The 25147-nt window shown below is 41.4% G+C and carries 19 protein-coding genes and 1 riboswitch; of the genes, 1 reads left to right on the top strand and 18 read right to left on the bottom strand.

The features are described 5' to 3' along the window. Positions 1-9 precede the first annotated feature (9 nt). Both NSQ55_RS14220 and NSQ55_RS14215 read right to left on the bottom strand, forming a co-directional pair. Positions 10-1773, bottom strand: coding sequence for an ABC transporter ATP-binding protein (locus NSQ55_RS14220; protein WP_339174115.1), 1764 nt, complete (start codon positions 1771-1773; stop codon positions 10-12). Continuing rightward, on the bottom strand, positions 1766-3307 hold the full coding sequence (locus tag NSQ55_RS14215) for an ABC transporter ATP-binding protein (protein WP_339174113.1): 1542 nt from the start codon (positions 3305-3307) through the stop codon (positions 1766-1768). Before NSQ55_RS14215 ends, NSQ55_RS14220 begins: the two co-directional genes overlap by 8 nt. 330 nt (positions 3308-3637) lie before the next feature. Here NSQ55_RS14215 and NSQ55_RS14210 point away from each other — a divergent pair, with 330 nt between their 5' ends. After that, positions 3638-4438 (top strand): polysaccharide deacetylase family protein, encoded by an 801-nt coding sequence (locus tag NSQ55_RS14210; protein ID WP_339174110.1) that lies wholly within the window; start codon positions 3638-3640, stop codon positions 4436-4438. A gap of 74 nt (positions 4439-4512) precedes the next feature. On the opposite strand, the gene NSQ55_RS14205 is transcribed toward NSQ55_RS14210, so the two are convergent. The 16 genes from NSQ55_RS14205 to NSQ55_RS14130 form a co-directional block, all read right to left on the bottom strand. Next, positions 4513-5655: a copper amine oxidase N-terminal domain-containing protein gene (locus NSQ55_RS14205; protein ID WP_076302022.1), complete on the bottom strand. Its 1143-nt coding sequence runs from the start codon at positions 5653-5655 to the stop codon at positions 4513-4515. Positions 5656-5723: 68 nt separating this feature from the next. Next, positions 5724-6884, bottom strand: a complete 1161-nt coding sequence (locus tag NSQ55_RS14200; protein ID WP_339174108.1) for a DHHA1 domain-containing protein — start codon at positions 6882-6884, stop codon at positions 5724-5726. A gap of 129 nt (positions 6885-7013) precedes the next feature. Then, the gene (locus NSQ55_RS14195) at positions 7014-7241 is read right to left on the bottom strand and encodes a hypothetical protein (protein WP_036678084.1); all 228 of its coding nucleotides are present in this window, start codon (positions 7239-7241) and stop codon (positions 7014-7016) included. A gap of 89 nt (positions 7242-7330) precedes the next feature. Beyond that, complete coding sequence (locus NSQ55_RS14190; RefSeq protein WP_339174104.1) at positions 7331-8956, bottom strand: DUF4179 domain-containing protein; 1626 nt, start codon at positions 8954-8956, stop codon at positions 7331-7333. Further along, positions 8934-9524, bottom strand: coding sequence for a sigma-70 family RNA polymerase sigma factor (locus NSQ55_RS14185; RefSeq protein ID WP_339174102.1), 591 nt, complete (start codon positions 9522-9524; stop codon positions 8934-8936). Before NSQ55_RS14185 ends, NSQ55_RS14190 begins: the two co-directional genes overlap by 23 nt. A gap of 169 nt (positions 9525-9693) precedes the next feature. After that, complete coding sequence (locus tag NSQ55_RS14180; RefSeq protein WP_339174100.1) at positions 9694-10983, bottom strand: amidase; 1290 nt, start codon at positions 10981-10983, stop codon at positions 9694-9696. 95 nt (positions 10984-11078) lie between these two features. Then, a complete protein-coding gene (locus NSQ55_RS14175) occupies positions 11079-12644 on the bottom strand; it encodes an ABC-F family ATP-binding cassette domain-containing protein (protein ID WP_339174097.1) in 1566 nt (521 codons plus the stop codon). 446 nt (positions 12645-13090) lie between these two features. Continuing rightward, positions 13091-14401 (bottom strand): voltage-gated chloride channel family protein, encoded by a 1311-nt coding sequence (locus NSQ55_RS14170; RefSeq protein WP_339174094.1) that lies wholly within the window; start codon positions 14399-14401, stop codon positions 13091-13093. A 67-nt stretch (positions 14402-14468) separates the two neighbouring features. After that, a riboswitch (Fluoride riboswitch) is annotated at positions 14469-14531 on the bottom strand. 7 nt (positions 14532-14538) lie between these two features. After that, positions 14539-15261 (bottom strand): YebC/PmpR family DNA-binding transcriptional regulator, encoded by a 723-nt coding sequence (locus tag NSQ55_RS14165; RefSeq protein WP_036678376.1) that lies wholly within the window; start codon positions 15259-15261, stop codon positions 14539-14541. 164 nt (positions 15262-15425) lie between these two features. Next, positions 15426-16553 (bottom strand): 5-methyltetrahydropteroyltriglutamate--homocysteine S-methyltransferase, encoded by a 1128-nt coding sequence (locus tag NSQ55_RS14160; RefSeq protein WP_339174091.1) that lies wholly within the window; start codon positions 16551-16553, stop codon positions 15426-15428. 139 nt (positions 16554-16692) lie between these two features. After that, the gene (locus NSQ55_RS14155; RefSeq protein WP_339174088.1) at positions 16693-17808 is read right to left on the bottom strand and encodes a 5-methyltetrahydropteroyltriglutamate--homocysteine S-methyltransferase; all 1116 of its coding nucleotides are present in this window, start codon (positions 17806-17808) and stop codon (positions 16693-16695) included. 16 nt (positions 17809-17824) lie between these two features. Then, on the bottom strand, positions 17825-18757 hold the full coding sequence (locus tag NSQ55_RS14150) for a LysR family transcriptional regulator (protein WP_076105621.1): 933 nt from the start codon (positions 18755-18757) through the stop codon (positions 17825-17827). Positions 18758-18877: 120 nt separating this feature from the next. After that, positions 18878-20005, bottom strand: coding sequence for a phosphodiester glycosidase family protein (locus tag NSQ55_RS14145; RefSeq protein ID WP_339174084.1), 1128 nt, complete (start codon positions 20003-20005; stop codon positions 18878-18880). Positions 20006-20180: 175 nt separating this feature from the next. Continuing rightward, positions 20181-21710: a TPM domain-containing protein gene (locus NSQ55_RS14140; protein WP_339174081.1), complete on the bottom strand. Its 1530-nt coding sequence runs from the start codon at positions 21708-21710 to the stop codon at positions 20181-20183. Between the two features lie 1181 nt (positions 21711-22891). Then, positions 22892-23824 carry a cysteine synthase A gene (gene cysK, locus NSQ55_RS14135; protein ID WP_076129370.1) on the bottom strand — a complete coding sequence of 311 codons (933 nt, stop codon included), beginning with the start codon at positions 23822-23824 and terminating at the stop codon, positions 22892-22894. A 112-nt stretch (positions 23825-23936) separates the two neighbouring features. Further along, positions 23937-24959 carry a LacI family DNA-binding transcriptional regulator gene (locus NSQ55_RS14130; RefSeq protein ID WP_076185862.1) on the bottom strand — a complete coding sequence of 341 codons (1023 nt, stop codon included), beginning with the start codon at positions 24957-24959 and terminating at the stop codon, positions 23937-23939. Positions 24960-25147: the final 188 nt, after the last annotated feature.

The following is a 25147-nucleotide window of genomic DNA, read 5'->3' as shown; positions in this document are numbered from 1 at the left end:
TAAGCATTTTTAGTTATACCAAGATGATTGTAAAACGTACATATCTGCATAAATCCCTTTATTATTTATTAAGTCTTGATGCTGCCCCACTTCAGCTATACTTCCATTATCAATAACATAGATCGTATCAACATTTTTCGCCCAGCCCAGTCTATGTGAAATGAAGATGGCAGCTTTATCTTGGCAGATATCTAATAATTGTGTATAGATCTGCATCTCAGCATTCGGATCAATCGCAGAAGTAGGTTCGTCAAACACTATAAGATCCGCATCATTATATAACGCACGCGCTATCGCCAGCTTTTGCCACTGTCCGCCTGATAGCTGCCTGCTTCCTTCAAGCATTTGACCTAACCTTACATCTAGTCCCCCTAATTCGTAAAACAAATCCATCAGCTCACATTTTTCCAGAATACTTAGTATTTTCACATCGTCCGCCGAAGATTTGGCATCACCCAACAGGATGTTTTCTCTTAGTGTCATTTCGAATTTAATAGAATGCTGGTACACGACGGATACTTTACCTTGAGGTTCTGGACTGTCTTTCCAGTAAATAGATCCAGAACTAGCAGTGTACTGCCCTAATAACAATTTGATCAAGGTAGACTTTCCTGCTCCATTTTCTCCAACGATGGCTATTTTCTCACCGGGCTTTATGACCATATTGATGTTAGATAAAACAGACTTACTGGATTTGGCGTATTTAAAATAGACATTTGAAACGGTAATAGGAAGCATAGCTTCAGAGCTGTTATTGATATTATTTTTTCGGAAATCTCTATTTTTATAGGTAAGCACTTCATTTAAGTCATATAATTTACTGCTGCTGATGTAAAGCTTGCTTAGCGGCCAAGTCAAACTCATGATTTTACCACCACAAGTTAACAAAGCCAGAAATAATACTGAGATTGTCCCCACAGTAACTGTATTTGACTCCCCCATTTTACTTAACAGATAGACCAATACGATAAAAATAGCACTCGTCTGAACCATAGCCACAATCATCCCTGTTTTGATCTCGAATTTCCTGGCACTATACCTTTTATCATGCTGCTTTTTCATAAGCTTTGCCCAGAGATCCGTAAAATAGGAGATAGAGTTATAGATTCGCATTTCCCTAATCGCATTAGGATCTTCCAAAGTTACAGCTAGATAATCTCCCATTCTTCCGTCAAAAGTAAGCTCTCGCCCTGTTCTTCTAACTTTAATCTCTGTAAACATTCGAAAAGATAAAGTAGATACGATCATTAAACCCACCACCAGTGTGACAAAAAAATATCCACTTGTAGCCGATAACCAGATGATACTTATAAGTCCTGAGACATTCCCTACACTGGACACCAAAAAACCAGTAATTCCCTCTAAATCTTCTCCAACTATTGTTTTAGCTCTTTGCAGCTTGTCCCCAAACTCTTCATCATCAAAATCCTCAAAGTCAACTTGGTTTGCAATATCTATCAGCTCGGATTGGAAAGCGAGAGTTAGTTCCGCATTCATTCGACTTTTCATTATGTTGGTTATACTCACTGAACAGGCTTGTACCCCATGAATTAAAACAAACCATAGAATCGGAAGAAAGGTTATCGCACCAGCAGCTACTGCATTAATGATATGAACTTGAACAGAATACGAGTAAAAAGTTAATAATCCACTGATTACAGGAACTATGATCGTTATTGTTGAGATTGCTGGACTTTTTCCAATCATCCGTGCCAGTATCGTTAAAATATTCTTAAGGTCTCTTCTCAGCAGAATCTCTCCTTTCTCAGCCATATAAAGAGGACTGGCGGTTAAACATTCCCCTGTACTTACCATCCAACTTCATTAATTCTTCATGTGTTCCACTTTCAACGATTTCTCCATGCTCAAACAGAAAAATTCTATCAACGAATTTGGACATATATAGCCGATGTGTCACAATAATGGAGGTCTGCTGCTCTCCTAATTTCATAAAGGTTTCAAACGCCTGCTGTTCCGCGTAAGGATCAAGGGCTGCAGTAGGTTCATCAAAAATCGTAAGCGAGCCGTTGTTGAGGTAAGCACGTGCAATCGCAAGTCTTTGCCATTGTCCACCAGACAGATCGATCCCCCCAAACTGTGGACCTACTAAAGTGTCCAACGCAACACCATAAGAATCGGCTTCTGCTTTTCTCATCGCAGCTAATAATCTTGAATCGTCATACATGGCAGCAATATTCCCCATGGCTATGTTTTCTCGAATTGGTCTATGTAATTTAGTGAAATCCTGAAAAACAACTCTCACACCCTTTGTGACGTTATGAGCCAGAACTTCCTGCTCTCCATTAAACCACTGGATGTTTCCCGCTGTTGGATGATATAACCCTGCTATCAGCTTGATGAGCGTGGATTTTCCTGAACCATTCTCACCTACAAAAGCAACTCGTTCACCAGGTTTGAGGGTCATGTTTATATTTTTAAGCGTGTCCTGTGCATTGGTTGCATAACGATAATTCAACTGCTGAATTATGATCTGCATCGCATCGGTATTCCTTATGGAATCTTCCGGATCTCTTTGAACTTGCTCTTCAAGTTCCAAATACGCACTATACTCATTGAAGCGCACGCGACTTTTGGTCAGATCAGAATACATCCTTGTTAGTGCAGGAATGACAATAAATAATTGACTAGATATCTGAAGTAATAATACGAAAAGTCCGGCGCTCTGCCCGCTACCTCCAAGCGTAATTGCTAAAATAGCAATCGTAAGCCCGTTTAATAAAGTCATAGTTATACTTTGGGAGAAGCTTAAGGTCTCAGATAAAATAACTTTTCGGTGCATTTGTTTGAAATTCCCATTAAAGATCTCTTTCATTGTGGTAACCAAGTAGGAGGACATTCCGTACATTCTTACTTCCGGGAGGGTATTTCTACTAACCAGCAAATCAACGATATAATTAATCATTCGTACAGAGGAGGTTTGATTCGCTGAAATGGCCTCTACTTTCCGAGACATCCATCTGATGAGGTAAAGCTGCAGAATTTGTACTACTAAAATGAACATTGCCAGGATATAAAAGCCATAACAGGATAGGACTACGATTAGTGCGATCAATGTTATAAAGTGGATTGTCACCCCGGTCCATTGATCTAACAAATCGATCAGGGAAAGCCTTTTTGCTTTTTCTCTAATCGTTTTTGTTGCGGGATCTTCCAATAAAGCCGTCGATAATTTAGAGGTCTTAGCCAAAATACTATGTTCCAGTTCATAAATACTAGTTGCCGTTAAATTGGTTACAGAAATGGCTCGAAGAGAACCATTGATGCCAGCCAGATATAAAATTAACATCAGTGAACTTACCAATAGTAAGATATGTAGGTAGGCGTTAGTCGTGAAGTTCTGAATGAGGTCAACCACATATTTCGTTATGAACAGCTCTGCAAATAGAATTGGTGGGCTCAGCAGGTTAGTGATAAAATATAAAAGTGAGTTTCTTTTGTCTTTTACATAGAGTAGTTTTACAACGTAGAGAAAGTCAGGCAGATAGCATCTCTCCTTAAGTGTATATTTTTCACTGAAAACTCTTTCCTTTTCAAACGTGGAATCTGATTATAACGTTAATTGTTTATAATTGGAAGAAGTAATTTCGAGCTTACCAAATTATAGGAGTGTGAATTCATGAAACTTCAATTCAACTTATTCCCAGGCGGATTATCTAAGGCGCTCACTATGAGCTATGATGACGGCCAGAAACACGATATCCGCTTGGCTGGTATTTTTGATCATTATGGAATCAAAGGGACCTTCCATTTAAATAGTGCAATGATCAATGCACCTGGGTTCTTATCGCCCGCTGATGTTAAGCATTCGCTCAGGAATCATGAAGTGTCCGCCCATTCCGTTACTCACCCACATCTAGAGCGTCTTCCTTTACCGATGGTAATTGAAGAGCTGTTCGAAGACCGTAAACGATTGGAAAAGCTGGTGGATTATCCAGTGCGAGGCATGTCCTACCCCTACGGTACATACTCTCAGGAGATAATTGCACCACTTCAGTCCGTTGGAATTGAATACAGCCGCACTGTTCACTCTACTAAACAATTTGATATGCCTCTTAATTTCATGGAATGGCATCCAACCTGCCACCATATTGAAGATCTGCATCAGGTTTGGGAGCGATTCACAATGGAAGGACCCTCCCAGAAACTAAGACTCTGTTATGTTTGGGGCCATAGCTATGAGTTCGCACAACAGAACAATTGGGAGCTAATCGAAACTTTTTGCCAACAAGCAGGTGGACATTCAGATATTTGGTACGCTACTAATATTGAGATTTATGATTATGTCACTGCCCTGTCTTCACTGAAATTAAGTGCCGACAAAACGATTATCCGCAACAATTCTGCCATAGATGTTTGGGTATCTATAAATGATCAACCCGTTCAGATTAAGGGTGGAAGTATGATGACAACGAAATAATCATAAATACATAAAAAAGAGCGATGTTCAACATCGCTCCTTTTTTGTACTAATTATATTGATGTGATTCCGAATTATTTCGCTAGAAGTGTATATGTCACTGTTTTTGCTTTTTCCTCAAGGATTGGCGTATAGGTGAATGTCAGCACATTCCCCTTACGGCTTTTCATCCCTAACATTCTGCTCAGAATGTATTGATCTCTGCCATCATTTACTTTATCCCATTCTTTACGATCCTCACTAGTAATCAGTTGTTCACTGAGATTGACGATTTCTCCTGTACTGCTGTAGACAATATATAATTGTGTTGTATCTAATAAGCGAACAAGTGCCACATCCTCTGCGGCGTACTCCACTATGAAATCACCGGTTGCCCCGGTTAATTTCTCCATCTCAAACAACTTGCCCAAACCGCCATCCTTAGTAATATACTGAACGTTCTTCCCATCGGTCATATACACCTGAGTGGAGGGCACTTGAGGCGCATGAGGATAAGCAGAGATCATATAATGATAATCCATTTGCTTAATTATTGTACCTGCTTGAACTAGTACCTGATAGCTGTTGCTGAAATCATTAAACATTGCATAGTGATTGTCCGTTAACTGGAGTAAGTCCGTGCCATTTCCAAGTTTTTTAATCTCAAATCCATGATTGTAAGCTGACTCCTTAAGGGGTAGTTGGCCAATAATTACTGGTTTCCCGGCTGCCGTAGCCCGGTAATATAAATTAGCGTTTTTTTGAGATATCCAATAGGATCTACCTTCTACAGAAGCAGCAACAAATCTAGGTTCATCTACGATTTGGATAACCCCATCCGTTTTATTGAGCGCGGTTTTACCCCCAAGTACACTGACTGCAGAGACCAATGGCAAGTACAACGAACCTTTTATGATACGAGGAGATTTTGTTAATGCCATCGCTGCCCCGTTCACTTTTGACGTTGCAGCACCCGCGGTGAAGATGACTTCACGCTCTGGACGTACCAGCTTGGCCATTTTGGATTTTTGATCCCACGATAACGTATAACCCATAGCATCTGCGAGTGATTTCAAGGGTACAAAAGTTGTATTCTCCGCGATCACTTGTTTACTGCTGATTCCAATTTCTTTATAGTTAAATTGAATTTGCTTGTCTGCTTGCGCAGATACCGATCCATATCCAGTACTTAAAATCAAAACAGCAAAGATCCCTAGCGTTACCTTCCATTTATTCATATCTATCCGTCTCCTTCGACATTATAATCATATGTAATTAGACGGAAGATAATGGAAAAAGTTTCTTCTCACCCTCTAGCAAACTCATAAAATGCCAAAGCATCCTCCCAAGTTGGGAATCCTGCTTGCGCCAGTTTATCGCTGCCCCCGCCTTTACCATTATAGCTGCCAAGATGAGCTTTGAAAAAAGCTCCACAGGAAATCTCCGTGCTCCCGTTCTGCGCAAAAACAACCTTATTCTCCGCAGAAGTAGCTAATAATACAGGAAGATCACATTTCGAAGTCAGCTTATTAGCTAAGCTCTGTAGATCTTTTAGAGATTTACCCTCAAATACTTGTGCGATCATCTTTCCCGCTTGCTCATTTAAAAGCTCTTGCACAACATAGTCGTCATTTTTTTCTTTAAGCAGGTAAATTTCAGCTTGCAGCAGCTTTTGTTCATTTTCCCATTTTTCAATTCGATCAATAATCTCATCTTTGCCTGTGTTGAATTTGGAAGATAGTGTACCAAGGATTTGCTGACTAGTATTAAATTCCTCTAAAGCACGATATCCACATTTAAAATAAATCCGCGTGTTCGCTTTTATTTTCTCAGCTTTCAAAAGCTTAATCATTCCAATTTCACCCGTTGAGGACACATGTGTCCCCCCACAAGCGTTGTATTCAACATCTTTGATCTCAACAATCCGGATGTTCTCTGTCACTTTTGGCTGTTTAACCAATTTAAGCTGTGAAGCCTCTTCCCCTGTTACGAAATAGCTGAGAATATTGTGATTTAAGTAAATCTGCCGATTAACTTCTCTCTCTATGGAGTACAGTTGATCAGCAGACAGTTCTGGCACTTCTATATCAATAGTGCAATAGTCCTCACCTAAATGAAAGCTTAAGGTCATAAAGTTATATTTTTCTAGACAAACCGCTGAGAGCAAATGCTGGCCACTATGCTGCTGCATATGGTCAAATCTTCTATTCCAATCGATCTGACAAGTTACCGATTCCTCATTAGGTAAACGTTCCAGCTTATGCAGTACAAGCTCTTCCTCACTGATTACATCAAGCACAGGGATTCCCTGAATAGCTCCAAGATCACAGGGTTGTCCACCACCATGCGGATAAAAAGCCGTCTCCTCTAAAAGAACATAAAGACCATCTTCTCGTTCTATGGTTTCAGTCACACGGGTTTGCCAATCAGTCTGGTATGTAGAATTGTAGTATAGTTTGTTGGTCATAAATGGTTTCCTCTCTTTTTTACGTTATCGACATATTAAGTTTATAGTATCATAACGGATAGTTTGAATCTTATTATTTCAAAAAAACCAGCTCCACGCAAAAACTGCGTAGAACTGGTATAAGGGTAATTAACAAGAACAAGTAGCATCTTTTAAATTTCTAATGGCAATTGCATTTAGTCGAAGCGCCTCTACTATTGAGTCTCTTACTGCTAACAATTCAAATCTTTCACGACTGCCAATAGGCAACCTGCAAAGAATGGCTTCAATTCTTTTAAGACTTTCTTTCAGAATCACTCTTTGCTTACGCAATGCGTTCAAAGCTCTTTGAATTTTTCTCTTCTCTGCAGCAGTCATAAACTACCACCTCTTTTCGATTGTGATAGTATATGAGATGCTTATTCCCCCTTATTTGCTTGTACAATCCGGAAACCAAATAACTATATTTACTCTTTTTTGCTAGCTTCCATGATAGGAACGGACCAGTCTACATTAGTATACATTCGATTGTTTATCGTGCGTACTAATTGAAGCTGCTCGGGAATTTGTGTAAGGCCTTCGGCACGGAATTGGAAATATTTCTTTTGATTATTTGACTGAGACTCGATAAATTCAATATAACCATCTTTCCATCCTACCCCTTTAGTAGTAAAAGCTCCTTGTTCAGTGAGTTTGTACTCCTTGCCATCTAGTGTCTTAAATATCCATTCACTATTTAAAAACTCATTTCTCAATCTTCCTCTAAAATGTAATACACCTTCCTTCGCTGATACATTGTTATCGGGAGATGACTCCACTGTAAAATCATTTAACATCAGTTCATCCCCGTCAAATGCAAAGGGAATCGGCTGTTCTTTCAACTTGGCAGGTTCAAATTGCACACTAGAACCATCCTTCTCTGGGATGAAATATCCATCCAATACGAAAGTATAAGGCGTATCCTGAGGTAAATATTTAAACGTATAGCTCCAGTGCATAAGTCCCTTTGTTGCCCCGGGAAGGTTAGAGTAGGACATCACGCTATTCTTATTAGGAAACTTTCTAGCATTAACACTGTGAATCTCTTCGCCTGCTGTATCCTCAAAATGGAATTTCAATCCCTGTTGCTTCCATAGTTCGCCAGGAGAACGGGTCAATGCCTCTTCACTCAATTGCGTATCAAACTCAAAACGAACACCTTGCACCATATGAGTTAATTTTTTCAAGGTCACAGTTAAACCGTCCGGGGAGGTGTAGATACCCGTTAGTGGCATGGAGGTTGTTTGTTTATTCGCTTCTGTCATATCCATAGAAAAATTGAAATTCCAATCGCCTTTAAGAGTAGGGATGTTCTTGCGTTCACTTCCCAATTCAGTAATATGACCTTCGACCGTAATTCGATCAGTTTGCAGAGGTTCAGTGAAATTAGCGATCAAATAGTAAAAGTCACTGGTAAATCCTATATCGTATAACTCCCCAACAACCTTCCCTTGATCATCCTTAATCGCAATACTGTTCCCATCATTAAGGGCCAACCGCTTTTTATCATGCTTTCCATCTGGTCCAAACAACTGTAACGCAACAATTACCCGTGTAGGATCTGCCACTGCTTCATCTATTTTGATTGTGTAGCCCTTATCCTTCACCTTAATATTAGGATGCTCTACCAACCCAAATTCTTGTGCCCGTAGAAGGCCAATGTCCATGTTGTTTTTTACAAAAAGAGAACGTAAAGTCTCTGCCAGTGTAGGAACGGAATATAAGATCACGGCACTTAGCACAACCAGTAACAACGCCGCACCCATAAATAATCTCAGCAACTTATTGCGCTTCGGATGCTTGCGATTCCTTTGTGTTGGAGTGAATTCCTCTAGCTCTACTTGTTCCAAAGAAGCCATTACTTGAGCAGTAAATGAATCTGGTAAGCGCTCTTCATACATAGCCTGCGACCATTCAGCTTGTTCTTCAAGCTCTGCTTCGTAGATCATATTACAATGCGTACAAGTTGCCATATGTTCAGCTACGGCTTGATCTCGAAAGATAGATTTGCTTAAAATATATTCTTCGATCTCATAGGAATTTAAGCACCTCATCGGTCTTCACCTCCTGGAGTGTAATTAGCTGCTTCAAACGCTGTTTAGCCCGGTATAAATCATTTTGAATCTTGCTTAATGGAACATCTAGAACCATACACATTTCTTCATAGCTTAAATCATTGGTATAACGAAGCAGTAAAGCCGTACGATAATTAGACGGGAGCTTCTGCATCAGGTGAAGCAGCTCTGTGCGATGCTCCGATCGCATTAATTCTTCTTCTGGATTATCCGAAAGAGAATGTTCGGCATTGTCTTCCGGCAAACTCGCTGTCGGTCGGTCTTTTTTCCACAAATCCTTCAGTAAATTAGTCGCGATAGCATATAGCCACGCCGCAAAATTCTTATCCAAATCATGTGAGGCCAGCTTGCGGTAAGCTTTAATAAAAGTCTCCTGCGTTATGTCTTGTGCATCTTGATGATTGGCTCCCATTCCTCGCAAAAGCCCATAAATTTTATTCTTATATCGATTTACAAGATACGAATAGTCTTCTTTATGTCCATCGAGAACATTTTGGATCCATAGCCTCTCATCCTCTTTTTCAACTTTCGGTACATGTCCCTTCACCTTGAAGCCTCCTTGAAGCACGATACTATATAGACGATCCCTATTAAAAAAACTCTCACTTTATACAAAAAAAAGTAGATCTTCAAATAAAACGAAGACCTACTGTGTAATCTACCGATTACGTTTTAGAACAAAATACAACAATTGATCCATTTCTAAAGCCATAGAATCACTGAAGCGCTAAAGAAACCACTTTACTCCAATAAATTAACTCTTCATCCCTGCCATATGCCCCGATACATTGAAATCCTAATGGCATGTTATTTATAGAGGCAGCTGGAATACTCACCGCAGGCGCTCCAGCATATGACCAAATGGCCGTCATTCCGGTCCATCCGGTTCGTGAACCCCACAGCGGAGCTGTTCCTGCCTGAGCTGGCGAAATCCACAAATCAATCCCCTGTGACTTCTGCACATCTAAAAGATCATTTCTGAGCTTGATTTGTCCGCTACGATATCCTTCCAGTTCTTCCTCAGTGATGGTTCGTCCAGATAAAATAGCCTGCCGTACGGTATCCTCATAAAGATCTTTATAAATATCAAATAGTGAATGATGGACTTGCGCCATTTCTCCGTGAACAAACCGCACCATGGCATCTCCGTAGATAAAGCTATCTTCCCACGGCATCGCAACTGTTTTTATGCTGAACCCTGCTTCCTCAAGCTTCTTAAGCTGCTTCTGAAAGGTTATCTTGGTGTCATCCTCCAATAATGTCATGTATACACCTTCGGGTATCCCTAGCACAGGTTTACGAGCTTCATTAAATGGTTTCCATTCTGTTACTAGCTCCGCGGCGAGAAAGTCCATACCCTCCATATCCTGAGTGAAAAATCCAAACGTATCAAAAGATGGCGACATCAATTGGACACCATCTATAGGGATACGCCCATAACTAGGTTTAAAGCCGACCACTCCGCAAAATGAAGCAGGTGCCATAACAGAACGCAAGGTTTGTGTACCTATCGCAAATGGACAGATACCCGCGGCAACCGCAGCAGCAGAGCCTGCACTAGAGCCGCCAGGCGTATGATCCAGCTGATGAGGATTGCGGGTTGTGATAGGTCCGGCATAAGCAAATTCCTCCGTCACTGTTTTGCCGGTGAACCAAACCCCTTTTTGCCGAAGCTTTTGAATAAAACTGCCCTCAGACTTCGTCAAAGCTTGTGGGGGAAGGTTCGACCCTGCACAGGTAGGCAACCCGTCTAAGTGAATTAAATCTTTGATTCCAACAGGTATTCCATATAGCGATGGTTTAGGAAATTCCGAATACTTCTCTCTTACCCTAGCCACTTCATTTTTTATTCTATCTGCTCGGTTCTCCTCTGGCACAAAAGCACGCACGTGTGGTTCTACCTTATCGTAAAGATCTAAATATTGTGTAAGATATCTATCCATGGTCACATCTGAGGTCTTATTGCCCTGAGCAAACTGAGCTAACGAAGATTTATTAATGTACATGTCTGATTGGAGCCCTCCTTAATATTCACTTAAACCAGGAAGCCATTTAAAGATGATTGTATTAATTTGGAACAGCTTCATGTTACTAGGTAACCTTATCTATGGCTATACTTTAGTTCTCTATTTCTATTTTCATCCACAATATTGATTACACGATCCACCCACCCTTGATAAAATTGCTCCTCATGAGAAACCAGAATCACTGTACCTTTAAATTGGATTAAAGCATTCTGTAAAGCATCTTTTGTTTCGGCATCTAAGTGATTAGTGGGCTCATCTAAGATTAAGAAATTGCATGCTGTAAGCAATAAAAGACACAGCTTAACTTTGGATTGTTCGCCACCGCTGAGTGTACGGATAGGCTGTGTAACGTGACTATCTTTTACAACACATAATGCTAGATGACGACGTATTTCCTTAATAGTCAATTTTAGATAAAACGATGAGACGATTTCAATAGGTGTCATGTTATCGTTTTCCCAAATTAAATTTTGCTCGTAGTAACCAATAGAGACTTGTTCCGCAAAGCGGAATGCCCCGTCAACACTGGGGATTTGACCAACTAATGTTTTCAGAAATGTTGATTTTCCGATGCCGTTAAAGCCTGCTATGACTATCTTTTGTCCTCCTCGAATGGAAAATGTTAATTTTGGCAGCAGCGGCTTATCGTATCCAACCACAAGATGGTCTACTCTAAGCGCAACTTGTGCATTAACAGGAAGCTCTTGAAAACGGATAGATGCTTTAGTGACAAACGTCGGTGCTTCGATTCTCTCCATACGATCCAGCTGCTTCTGACGGCCACGGGCGATTCTAGAATTAACACCAGCACCATTTTTCCGGATATATTGCTCAGTGGCTTCAATTTTTTTCTGCTGTGCATGGTACTGCCGGATATGGCTTTCTCGAAAATGCTCCTTCTGTCTCAAAAAATCAGCATATTTGCCATGATATTTTTTAATCGTTTCCCCTTCAATATCGCAAATGCTTGTTGATATTTTATCGAGAAAAGTGTAGTTATGAGAGACCACAATGAAGGCTTGATCGAACGCTATCAGATATTCAGCAAGCCAGTTAATATGCGTGGTGTCGAGATAATTGGTGGGCTCGTCGAGCAATAACACATCAGGTTGTTCAAGCAACAGCTTTGCCAATATAACTTTGGTTCGCTGCCCCCCACTAAGCTGATCAATAGGACGGTCCATCCCCATTGCATTTAATCCTAGCCCCGTAACCACTTTACTGATATTGCTCTCGATAGAATAATAGTCGAGCGCCTCAAGTCGTTCCTGAAGGTCTGCTGCCTTCTGCAAAAGCACTTCATTGCCAGTAACAGCACATTCCGCATAAAGTGCATTCATCTTTTCTTCCATTTCGTATAATTCAGTGAACGCTCTCCTTAAATAACTTTGAACGGTACCTGACCCATCAATAACCGCGTATTGATCAAGATGACCTATTTTGATATTGGGCTGCCATTTAATCGTTCCACCATCAGGAATCACCTCGCCTGTCAGAATACCAATCAATGTGCTTTTCCCTGTTCCATTCTGACCCACTACACCTACATGCTCCCCTTTGTAGACTTCCAAAGAAACCTGTTTATACAGCACTTTATCACCAAAAGCATGTGATACATTAGAAACCTCAAGTAAACTCATTTGCTTTCCTCTTTTCTATAATTGTTTTTAAGCACAAAAAAAAGCAGAAGACACCGCGCCCTTGGGCGCAAGCCTTCTGCTTATTAGTGCACGAATAGACGGCACAAATAGATAATTGTCAGTTTGGAAACTGAACATTATAAACACAAAAGGCTGTAGACGAAAATTGTCTACAGCCTCTTAATCATTAACATCGGAAGATGGCGTAATCAAATAAGCATGAATAATCACACTAAAATGACCTAGCTATCTTTCGATGATATAAAAAGCGATTCGCTTTTTGATTAAGCTCCGGACAACGTTTCATCGTTTGTATCCGATTGTTCGGAGCAGCTTCTGGTATATAATTTTTCAGTTTCCACATGAATCATGTTGAACCATCCCTTCGTTTGGCTACATTTTAAATCGTGTAACCGCACTTGTCAACCATCATCCGAGAGGTCCTCTTATTTTTTGCGGGGGCGTTTGACCGTACCGATCCTAGTTCCTTGAGGAATTGTAATGAACTGGCTCTTCGATACACCGATAAGCTGTGAAGTATAAATACTACTATGTCCGGAGAATAAATAACTCACCACACAAGCGATAAACATGTATATGGCTCCTTCCGAACCAAACAGCTCGATCCCCATTAAGAAGCAAGCGATAGGCGTGCTAGTAGCTCCACAGAAGACAGCAATAAAACCGAGGGCACCTAAAAAGGGTCCATACACATGTAATATTTCAGCCAAAGCATTGCCTAGTGTGGCACCAATCACAAATAACGGAGTAACCTCACCACCCTGAAATCCTGATCCTAAGGTAAAGGCAGTAAAGATCAGCTTCCATAAAAAAGCGAACGGTGAGATATCTCCCTCAAAAGAATCCTTGATTAATGGAATTCCGAGGCCTAAGTAATCACGAGACCCTACAAGGAATACTAAGACAATGATAATTAATCCACCTACTGCACCTTTTATCATTGGATTGCTTATCCTGGCGGTGAAGGTTCTTTTTAGAAAATGAGTCAGTTCACTGAAAAGCATACTCACGAGACCAAAAATTACAGAGGCCAATACCACTTTTAGAATAATCATTAAACTTAAGGCTGGAAATTCATTCACTACATAGTGTGTATGATGAACGCCCCACAATCGAGTGGTGACCAGATCACCAACAAAGCTAGCCACAAAACATGGAAGTAATGCCTGTTGGCTAATAAGTCCAATGGTTACTACCTCTAGACCAAATAAGGTTCCAGCCAGCGGTGTTCCGAAAATAGAACCAAAGCCTGCACTGATCCCGCACATTAACAGTATCTTACGATCCAGAGGACTGATTTTAATCAGCTTTCCGAACCATTCCGCAAGGCTTCCGCCCATTTGAACAGCTGTCCCTTCACGCCCAGCGGATCCACCAAACAAGTGGGTTACTAATGTTCCGAACAACACCAATGGAGCCATTCGCAAAGGTATAGTCTCTTGGCCGTCCTGAATTTGTTCTATAATAAGGTTATTTCCTTTAGCGCTGTTTTTTCCGTAACGCATATATAGGAAACTAACAAATACTCCCCCAAGAGGCAACAAATAAAGTAGCCCTGGATGCTCTAAACGTACATCTGTTACGTAATCCAAGCTTTTTAGAAAAAAAGCAGAGGCGGTGCCGGATAAAATACCAACTACACTGCCGAGCACAATCCATTTGATAAATGTACTCCAAAGAGCAAAATAACTTCGCTTCTTAGTGATTTCAAACCATCGGGTAGACCATGGATTCATCTCGACAGCTCCTAAGGACAAAATAAATTAGTCTCAACAATAAAACAGACTCCTACCAGGGAAGCTCACACTGGTAGGAGTCATTAGTCTCAGAGAGACAGTTACGGCGAACTCCATCGCCCTTTATAAAACTTAAATTATTCTTCTTCTGAATCTACGTTATGATACACTTGTTGAACATCTTCCAGGTCTTCCAAAGCATCAATCAATTTCTCGAATTGAGCTTGAGCATCTTCTGGGAGTGCCACATAGTTTTGTGGAAGCATGTTTAACTCAGCAACAGTAAATTCAGTGATGCCTGCATTCTTGAATACTTCTTGCACTGCATTGAACTGATCAGGCTCTGCATAAACAATAACTGCATCATCCTCTTCCAGCACATCGCGTACATCAAGTTCTGCATCAAACATCATTTCAATTACTTCATCAGCAGTTTTACCTTCCACACCTATAACGGCCGTAGAGTCAAACATGTAAGCTACTGATCCGCTGACACCCATATTTCCGCCATTCTTACTGAAGGTTGAACGGATCAATGGAGCTGTCCGATTAACGTTATTTGTGAGCGCATCAACGATGATCATTGAACCGCTAGGTCCAAATCCTTCATAACGAAGCTCTTCATAATTTTCTTCAGCGCTACCTTTAGCCTTATCAAGCGCACGGTCAATGATCGCTTTTGGTACATTGTAAGTTTTTGCACGTTCTAATACAACTTTCAGGGCCCGGTTCGCTTCTGGATCGGGTTCACCCTTCTTTGCTGCTACATAAATCTCAACACCAAACTTTGCATAAACACGACTTGTGTTTGCGTCTTTGGAAGCTTTCTTTTCTTTAATATTATTCCACTTACGACCCATATTGTTCCCGCTCTCTTTCAACATGAATTAAAAACAATTGTTACTTATTATACCCTTCTTCGATAGCTCTAGTAAAGTGCAGTAGTAGGTTAATCCTCTAAGCTGTCACAATACAGATAGAAAAAGCCCCTGATTCGATCAGGAGCCTGCTAATTTTTTATAGATTACTGCCAAATTTCATCTGCAATCTCTTTAATAAACTGCAGTTTATTCCATTGCTGTTGATCTGTCAGATGGTTTCCTTCTTCCGTAGAGGCAAAACCACATTGTGGGCTCAGGCACAACTGATTAATATCCACATATTGCGAAGCTTCTTTAATCCGTCCAATGATTTCTTCTTTATTCTCAAGCTCACCTGACTTCGAACTGAACAAACCTAAAACTACTTGTTGATCTTTAATAAATCTAAGGGGTGCAAAGTCTCCGGCCCGATCCGTATCGAACTCCAGGTAGAAACCATCTACATCCACCGTTCCAAATAACACTTCTGCGATAGGCTCGTATCCGCCGGATGCTGCCCAAGTGGACGCGTAGTTCCCACGGCATACATGCATCGTGATAACCATATCTGCTGGATGATCTTTTATCGCTTCGTTATTTACAAATGCGTATAACTTAGCGATTTCGTTAACATCTACACCCTCTTTTTGACGGGCTTCCCAATACCCTTTATCACAGAGCATCCCCCAAGTGCAGTCGTCCAATTGCAGATTACGGCAACCTGCCTCGTAGAAATCGCGAATAACTTCACGATAAGCTGCAGCAATATCAGCCACTAATTCATCCTGGTTGTCGTAAACAGCTACAGTAGTCTTTTGGTTGCGCTGAAGTTCAGCAAGGAACTGCGCTGGCGAAGGAATCGTTTGGCGCGCTACTACATCATTTCCCGCTATGCTAACCAATTGTCTGTAGTCAGCGATCATTGGATGGTTAGTCCCACGGATTTTACCGGATAATTCTGCAGTTTCCGCTCTGGTCTCTACACCATTAAACAGGTAGCCCACTGGGCTGACTTTCTTTGTTACCCCTTCAAGGCCCCACATAAAATCTAAATGCCACCAGGAGCGGCGGAACTCTCCATCCGTTACACCTTTTAATCCAACCGCTTTTTGTTTTTTCACAACTCTGGCAATCTCTGTATCTTCTACCTTGCGCAATTCATCAGCGGAGATTTCATTATTTTGATATTGGACACGAGCTCTCTTAATCGTTTCCGGACGTAAGAAGCTGCCAACGATATCTACTCTGAATGGCACTTCAGTTCTTTGTTTTCCTTTTTGGATGGTACTCATAGGGGTTCGTCCTCCTTCATTGTCTGTGCTTTTCTGTTGAATTCACTATAGCACTGTACAATCAGGACAGGGTAACTCCTAAAAACTATGGCCTACCATAAGCTTACGCTATAGCAGGCCACCAAATTAGCTTATTTAATTATAACCAGACCTCTCGGGCGGTTTCGATCACAAGGCGTATTTTATCCCACTGCTCTTCTTCAGTTAGAATATTTCCTTCCTCCGTAGAAGCAAATCCACACTGAGGGCTTAGGCACAGCTTCTCAATATCTACATATTGCGCGGCTTCTTCGATTCTTGCCTTAAGCTGCTCTTTACTCTCCAGACCCCCATGTTTAGTTGTTACTAATCCCAACACTACAAATTGGTCTTTAATAAATCGTAAGGGCTCGAAATCGCCAGCTCGTTCATTATCATATTCCAAGAAAAAGGCATCAACTTTGGTATTGGAAAAAAGCACCTCGGCAACAGGCTCATAACCGCCAGCAGCGAACCAAGTGGAGCGAAAATTACCTCGGCAAACGTGCAGCGCAATGGTCATATCATGCGGACGATTCGCAATACTCTCATTGATCAGCCTAACGTAATCCTTTGCTAACTGATCGGGATCTGTACCTCTACTTCGTAAATGGGCGCGATGTCGGCCACTGCTCAGCGTTCCCCAAGTTGTGTCGTCTAACTGAAGATAACGGCAGCCTGCATCGTAAAAGGCTTGAATCGCAGTTTGGTAAACCGCGATGATATCTTGAAATAGAGTTTCCTTATCAGGGTAAACTTCATTTCCATTAAACTCCTCCACAAAGTGAAATAGGGCAGGTGAAGGGATCGTCATTTTGGGTAACCGGTCTCCCGCCATTTCCTTGAGCTTTATAAATTGCTGTAGCATGGGATGATCTTCAAAGGAAATCCGGTCCACAATTCGGAATGATTCTGCACGCTGAACCGTTTCGGCTCTTCCATTCCCTTGGTTTAAGTTAATCTTTTCAGTTCCTTTAATTCCGACAAAGAAATCAAGATGCCACCAGGAACGGCGAAACTCACCATCTGTTACTGCTAATAATCCTACTTCCTTTTCTAATTCCAGTAGTTTAGCAATCTCAATATTCTCTATTTCATTAAGCTCACTACCTGTAATTTCACCATTCTCATATTGGAGGCGGGCTGCTTTAATCTCTTCCGTACGCAAGAAGCTGCCGACGATATCATAGCGAAAGGGTGGAGCATTTCTCTGGGTGCCAGTTACGGGTCTAATCATACCGATCCTCCTACAGCTATAGTAAAAAATGATTTAGATCAAAATAACTTCCGGAAACCAAGTCATTTAAGATTTCTATATACTTGGATGCCATCACACTAGGTCTTCGATCTTTATGCGCAATCCAACCAACCGTAAATACTTCATTACTCTCAAATGGAATCGTCTTCAGTCCATTACCGTTCAGATCGGATGCCATGATTCCTGTACCCACTGTATAACCGTCCGTGCCCATTAATAAATTGGTCAAGGTTGCCCGGTCATTCACTTTAATATTCTTCTCAATCTGAGAAAAACTTAACATTTCCTCCGAGAAGTGAAGTGAATTGTTCTCACCCTGTTCAAAAGTAATATACGGAAAAGGTAAAATATCGTCCTGCGAGATCCTTTCCTTCTGGGCAAGCGGATGTCCAGTTCTAACATAAAGATGTGGGTCAGTATTAAAGAGTGGCGTGAATTTCAGATTACCGTCACTGAACAGCTTATTCATATGCTTATAGTTGCTCTCGTTAATATAAAGAATCCCCAAATCGCTACGGAGAGTACGCACATCTTCGATGATGTCGTAGGTTTGCGTCTCTCTCAAGCTGAAGTTGTACTCTGAGACATCACTTTGCTTCATGAGACTCACAAAAGCATCTACCACAAAAGCATAATGCTGAGTCGAAATGGAAAAATAGATTGGGCTACGCTTTTTCCCAGTATAACGATTCTCCATAAGCTCTGTTTGTTCAATGATTTGACGGGCATATCCGAGAAATTCCATTCCTTCTACAGAAATGCTGATTCCACGGTTCGTCCTTTCAAAGATGGTAATCCCAAGTTCATTTTCAAGCTCTTTAATAGCGTTGGACAGGCTCGGTTGAGAAACAAAGAGTTTCTTTGCCGCCTCATTCATGGAGCCACTATTTGCAATTTCGATAGCGTAGCGGAGCTGCTGCAACGTCACTCCTATTCCCCCTGTTCCAGACCTATTCGTACTACATTCTGTTTCATACTAGCTGATATCGTAGCATAAATACACATCTCATTCCAAGATAATCCTTATTATGTGCCCAATAACGCGTACTTATTGTGTTCTCTTTTTCCCAGCATCAATCTTGGCAGGATCTAGTCCTTTCCAAATATTTGGCATATCAACCTGTTCTGGATGCTCAAAAACTAAAAAAGCTGTAGGCAAATACCGCTCACCATATTGGGATGAGGGTTTATTCATAATCTCATTATCTTTTACTAGTACCGTAGAAGATCCACCATCCAGATTAGCCGCTATCACAGCTCCATGCTTAAGCAAAATTTGCTGCACATCATAGAGATTTGCTCCAATACTATAAGTAGGCTGTCGTCCGTCAATTACCACAAAAATAATAGCGCCATCTGCCCGCTGACCCATTGCTGTTCTAGGTGCAATCCCCCAACCTTCCGCTGCATTCTTAATCAATCCTTTGCCATTAACGATTAGCCGCGGGCTAAAAGTAACTGCCTCCTGAACCCCCATTTTACTAATCTCATCTAGCGTATAATTCCCGGCAACCATTTTTCCTTGTTTATCCAGACCAACAATCTGTGTAGATTTTTTACCGCCAAGACCGTTGTAATATAACTTACCTTGTGAGACTACAATTCCTATGGGTTTAAACCCGTTACCTTTCCAGTTCGGATCAGCGAACCCACCACCGTTAACTCCAGCGATAGCGCCTGTACGCTTCGCCATACTGGTTACTTTTTCACCTGAACCAATCTTATTAGGTATTCCTAGTCGGACTTTGGTTGGATCATTAACAATCATTACATATCCGGTATAGCCACTGCCTGAGACATTCTCAATCTCGACAAGCGGCTTCTCTACCACCTCAGGTTCGGGAGCGATCGTATGTGTATCTATTTCGTCCCCCATCTCTTCAAAACGGGCGGTATATTCGGTTACCCGTTCCTTCAGTTGATCTTCACCTATAATATATTTAGCCATATAGCGATGTTGTGTTGTAATTAACGTATCTGCGATTGTATAACGTAAGTTCTGAGCCGAGGGTGCAAAATAAAGCCATCCACCAGCAGCGATCATTAAGAATAAGCAGAATAAAAAAACTTTGGATAAGGTGCGAAAAAAACTCCGTTTCTTCCGCTTTTTTATTGGTTTCTTTACAGGTTTCTTATTGCGTGCATTGGAACGTTGAGGTAATGATGAAGTGCTCACTTCTGAGTATTCCTCCCTAAATATTACTAATTTGATAATATGTACAACTCGTCCTTATCATAGACGATGATTTTCGTTAAAAGTTTCTGTTTGAGTAATAGTCAGCATTCAAAAACAAAAAAACGAGCAGGTTTCCAATATCTTGGCTTCCTGCTCACATATAGCTAATCAAATTCTAATGTCTTCCTACTCCCCCGCCGCCGCTAGCGCTACCGCCGCCACCTGATGAGCCACCACCGCCGGAATAACCGCCGCCACCTGATGAGCCTCTATCATCATCATCTGAGTAGCTGCGGCTGGATGAGCTTGAAGAATGTCTTCCTGCTCCTCCACCACTGCTGGAACCTCCACCACCATGGTTCTCGTTGCTTGAGGAATACCGTCCTGCACCGCCACCGTTAGTAGAGCCTCCGCCACCACTGTTTCCCCAGAAACTTGATTGCGAATTGTTTGTATTCCTATGGTGGTGATGATAATAACGTCTGTGCCAGCGTCTGCCATAACCGTAATCCGCTTGACCATGCCAAGGACCATAACGGCGTATATTCCTTTGGCTATATGGATTAAATGGCAAACCATACATTTCTATATATCTATTGCGTCGTGAAGCAGTAAATCCAAATAAGATAAGCGAACCAAAAATCGCTGAGAAAATTAGAAAAGCCTTGCTTTTACTAACCCCCTCACCTCCACTTGTAGCTGTAGTAGAGGAAGTACCAGAATTCGTTGTAGTTCCAGGATTAACTTTGTTTCCGTTGTTTCCTGTGACTCCTTGCGGATGATCCGCTCTCGCTAACAAGAAGCTGTAGAACGAATTAACTGTCGTTGTAGCTCCCGTTCCGTAATTTTTTTTCACAAATTGGGGTTCAAGCACGGTATTTAAAATATTACTAATAGCCTCATTGGTTAAAACCTTGTCGATATCCTTGCCTTGTAGAACATGATAGTTGTCTCCGCCTATGTCCAATACAAGCATAACATCCTTAGGACCAGCACCTACCGAAGCAAACTTCATATAGGTATAGTCCTGCAATGTTTTATCTCCAGCATTTTTTACGGTGACCACATAAATTCCACTTCCGGTTGTTGTTTTATATCTGTTGCTGGAATCGTTCAGATAGTCTTTAGTTACTTTTTTGAGCACACCCGCATTATCGGATACGTAATTTTTGGTGCCAACATTTTCTGCCCAAGTGCCACCCATAGCTTGAATAAAAGCTCCATACGTCTTCCTAGCACCATTACTGTATGTTTTAGCTGCGAAATCCGGCTCAAGATATTGTGAAAGAATCTCTTTAATCTTACTGTTAGGCAATGATTCCTCTATACCTTTACCTTGTACCGCCCAATAATCATCATCTTTTATAGAGAGCAGCAGCAGGAGACCATTATTTTTATCCGCAGCCCCCACACCCCAGCTATTGAAAAGCGATTTTGCATACTCTTCCATCGAAACCCCTTCAGTAGAATCCACAGTTACAAGCACAACTTGAGCTCCAGTAGCCTGATGTAATCGAATGCCGTAGTTCACCATGTAATTCTCTGCTTTCTCGTCAATCACATTCGCAAAATCATTCACATAAAATGACCCTGTATGCTTAGGTACAGCAGTTTTGGCTAAACTTACAGCCGGCAAAAGCAATACACTTAACAATAAGGCAGCAAGTGTGGTATGTAGCAGTATTTTTAGAGTTCTCGTGTTCATATGTACCTCCTGATCTATCATTATCTCTCTTATTTATCGGTTACGCGCGGTTAGCGGAATAGTTCCATTTTATTCTAAACTGGAAATTACACAACAGGAAAAAACGCTTAGAGTTTGTGAGGCGGGTGATTTGAGGCGTGCAAGTCGCTTTAGGGGCAATCATCGTGTTGTGTTGATGGATCACACTCAAGATCATTGGAGATTTGGAACCCCCTGCTGGATAACATACTTTTCGCCGATGGATCGGACTCAGGAGTCGTTATTTTGTTCATTTGCGGGTTTGCGGCAGGCTATCGGACTCAGTTGCAGCTATTTACTCAAAACCACACTGTTTATCCACAAATGTTGGCCAATAAGTGCTATACAGTCCGTTATCTCGGCAAAATGAGCTAAAAAGGCGAAATAGCTGCAATACGATCCGTAACACACTGAACTTCCTTGGCTACTATACAAAATGGGAGATTTGGAATCCTCCTACTGGATAACATACTTTTCGCCGATGGATCGGACTCAGGAGTCGTTATTTTGTTCATTTGCGGGTTTGCGGCAGGCTATCGGACTCAGTTGCAGCTATTTACTTAAAACCACACCACTTATCCGCAAATGTTGGCCAATAAGTGCTATACAGTCCGATACCTCGGCAAAATGAGCTGAAATGCTGAAATAGCTGCAATACGGTCCGTAACACACTGAACTCTCTTAGTTACTTGAGATAATGGGAGTTTTGGAATCCCCTGCTGGATAACACACTTTTCGCCGATGCATCGGACTCAGGAGACGTTATTCTGTTTATTTGAGCGTTTGCGGCAGGCTATCGGACTCAGTTGCAGCTATTTACTCAAAACTACACTGTTTATCCACAAATGTTGGCCAATAAGTGCTATACAGTCCGATAACGCAGCAAAATGAGATTAAATGGCGAAATAGCTGCAATACGGTCCGTAACACACTGAACTTCCTTGGCTACTATACAAAATGGGAGATTTGGAATCCCCCTTGAACTTCTTAGCTACTTGTAATAATGGGAGTTTTTGAATCCCTCTTAAACTTCTTAGTTACTTGAGATACCCGTTATCTGGAGATATACAGCCAATACTCAAACAACAAAAAGGCTCAGCCTATAGCTGAACCTTTTGTTTGCTTTTTAAAGCCAATTAATTGGATCTAGCGCTCATGTTCCGTTAAAAATCAAACAGCGTAGTGGTTAAGTAACGTTCACCGGTATCCGGCAGAATCACCACGATGGTCTTGTCCTTATTCTCAGGACGCTTAGCGATTTGTGTAGCTGCGTAAACAGCTGCTCCGGAGGAGATACCCACCAGCAATCCTTCTGTTCGCGCAAGTGCACGTGATACGCTATAGGCATCATCATTTTTCACCTGAAAAATCTCATCCACTACTTCATTATCGTAATTCTCAGGAATAAAGTTTGCTCCAATGCCCTGAATCCCATGTCCCTTAGGACGGCCTCCTGATAAAACAGGAGAGTCAAACGGCTCGATGGCGACAATTTGGACTGCGGGGTTCTTTTCTTTCAACGCTTTCCCAACACCCGAGATAGTGCCTCCAGAACCAACACCCGCTATGAAAATATCAACATCTCCATCGGTATCCCGCCAAATCTCCTCTGCTGTAGTCGTTCTGTGTATTTCCGGGTTCGCAGGATTGCTGAATTGTTGGGGAATAAATGAATTTGGAATTTCCGCAGCTAATTGTTCTGCCTTTCTTACAGCTCCGCTCATTCCTTCAGTTCCCGGTGTTAACACAAGCTCAGCACCTAATGCCAGCATTAATTTACGGCGTTCAATACTAAATGTATCTGGTAGGACGATGATCAGTGAATACCCTAAGCTAGCAGCTGCAAAAGCAAGTCCTATCCCAGTGTTTCCACTAGTAGGCTCAATAATGACAGAATCTTTATTAATGAGACCTCTCTCTTCCGCATCTTTGATCATTGCATATCCAATACGATCTTTAACACTACCTGCAGGATTAAAAGATTCCAGCTTGGCAAGAACTCTTGCTTCTACGTTTTGGGTTTTACTATACTTTGAAATCTCTAATAACGGTGTATTTCCGATCAGATCGGTTAAGCTCTTATAAATATTAGCCATAATGATCCGCACCTCATTTCTTAATTTCCAATCAAATTACTCTGTATTAAGTCTAGCAGGATTTAAAGGATTTACAACCTATTCATTCTTAGTAGTCGCAAACTTAAGGTCTTTAATTCGTACTACGTCTAACCGAAACACTTGACTCTCGCACGATTAATCGCGGATCAAGCTGCACCCTTTGATACTCCCCGGTAATATTATCCTGAATACGTTGCAAAAGAAGCTGTGTGGCTAATCGTGCCACTTCATTCCCCATGATGGAAACTGAACTAATCTGAGGCGTTGTGATAGTAGTCCATGCGTTATTATCTACCCCAACCACCGCCACATCTTCTGGAACACGAACGCCTAATTCTTTAAACCGATTCACAATACCTATGGCCACCATGTCATTCACTGCATAAATAGCGTCTGGCATATGCGTCAGGCTGTAGAAATAGTCAGCGGCTTGTAGTCCAGTTTGCAAGGAAAAGTCTTCTCCAAAATAAACAAGCGAAATATCCACTTGATTTAAAGCTTGCTGATAAGCAAGATAACGATCTTCAATAAGATCTTTTTGTGCCCCTGCATATGCAATTCTAGAACGACCGATATTGATTAAATGCTCCATCACTAATTGTCCTTCAAAACGTGACAAACTAACGACGTCAGCTTTCACATTTTCTGTGATTCTTTTCCCGTAGTTAATGATGGAGACCGGAACACTCGATTTATTAATTAACTCTACCATGGTCTTTGGATAAGCAAGAGGCATGATAATGAGTCCATCTACATGTAATTTTTTGACCTCACGAATCGTTTCGAGCTCAGTGCGCGGGTTGCCAGAAGTATTAATTTGAATTACCCGATAGCTATGTTGTTTGGCGGCTTGCTCTACGGACCAGGCGATATCCGGAATAATTGCGTTGCGAATGTCAGGAACGGCCAGAGCAATCTGCTTCGTTTGGCGGATTTTGAGGCTTTGCGCAGAGGTATTTGGAGTGAAACCCATCTCCTCAATCACTTGCAGTACTAGCGCCTTAGTCTTGGAACTAATTCCCTCTGAATTATTAATGGCTCTTGAGACAGTAGCAATACCTACCCCCGCCCGTTTCGCTACATCCTCTATGGTTACTTTGTTTTTATTAGCCACTCTGATAGTCCCCTTATTTCCGGAATCGTTTTCGTATTTATCTCTATTCCACTCATCTAAAATCAAAATTCCAATGTATAGATTATAACATAATAGTACATAGAAGAATACTTATCTCAGCTGCCACTGTGAGCCTAAAGGCTTGATATAACTCTGTTTTAGTGAAATATTTCACTAATTTTCGATAT

It is taken from the genome of Paenibacillus sp. FSL H7-0943 (assembly GCF_037963265.1).
Lineage (GTDB): Bacteria > Bacillota > Bacilli > Paenibacillales > Paenibacillaceae > Paenibacillus_AQ > Paenibacillus_AQ odorifer.
The sequence above is the reverse complement of the archived record's forward strand: the minus strand, read 5'-3'. Positions and strand labels throughout refer to the sequence as shown.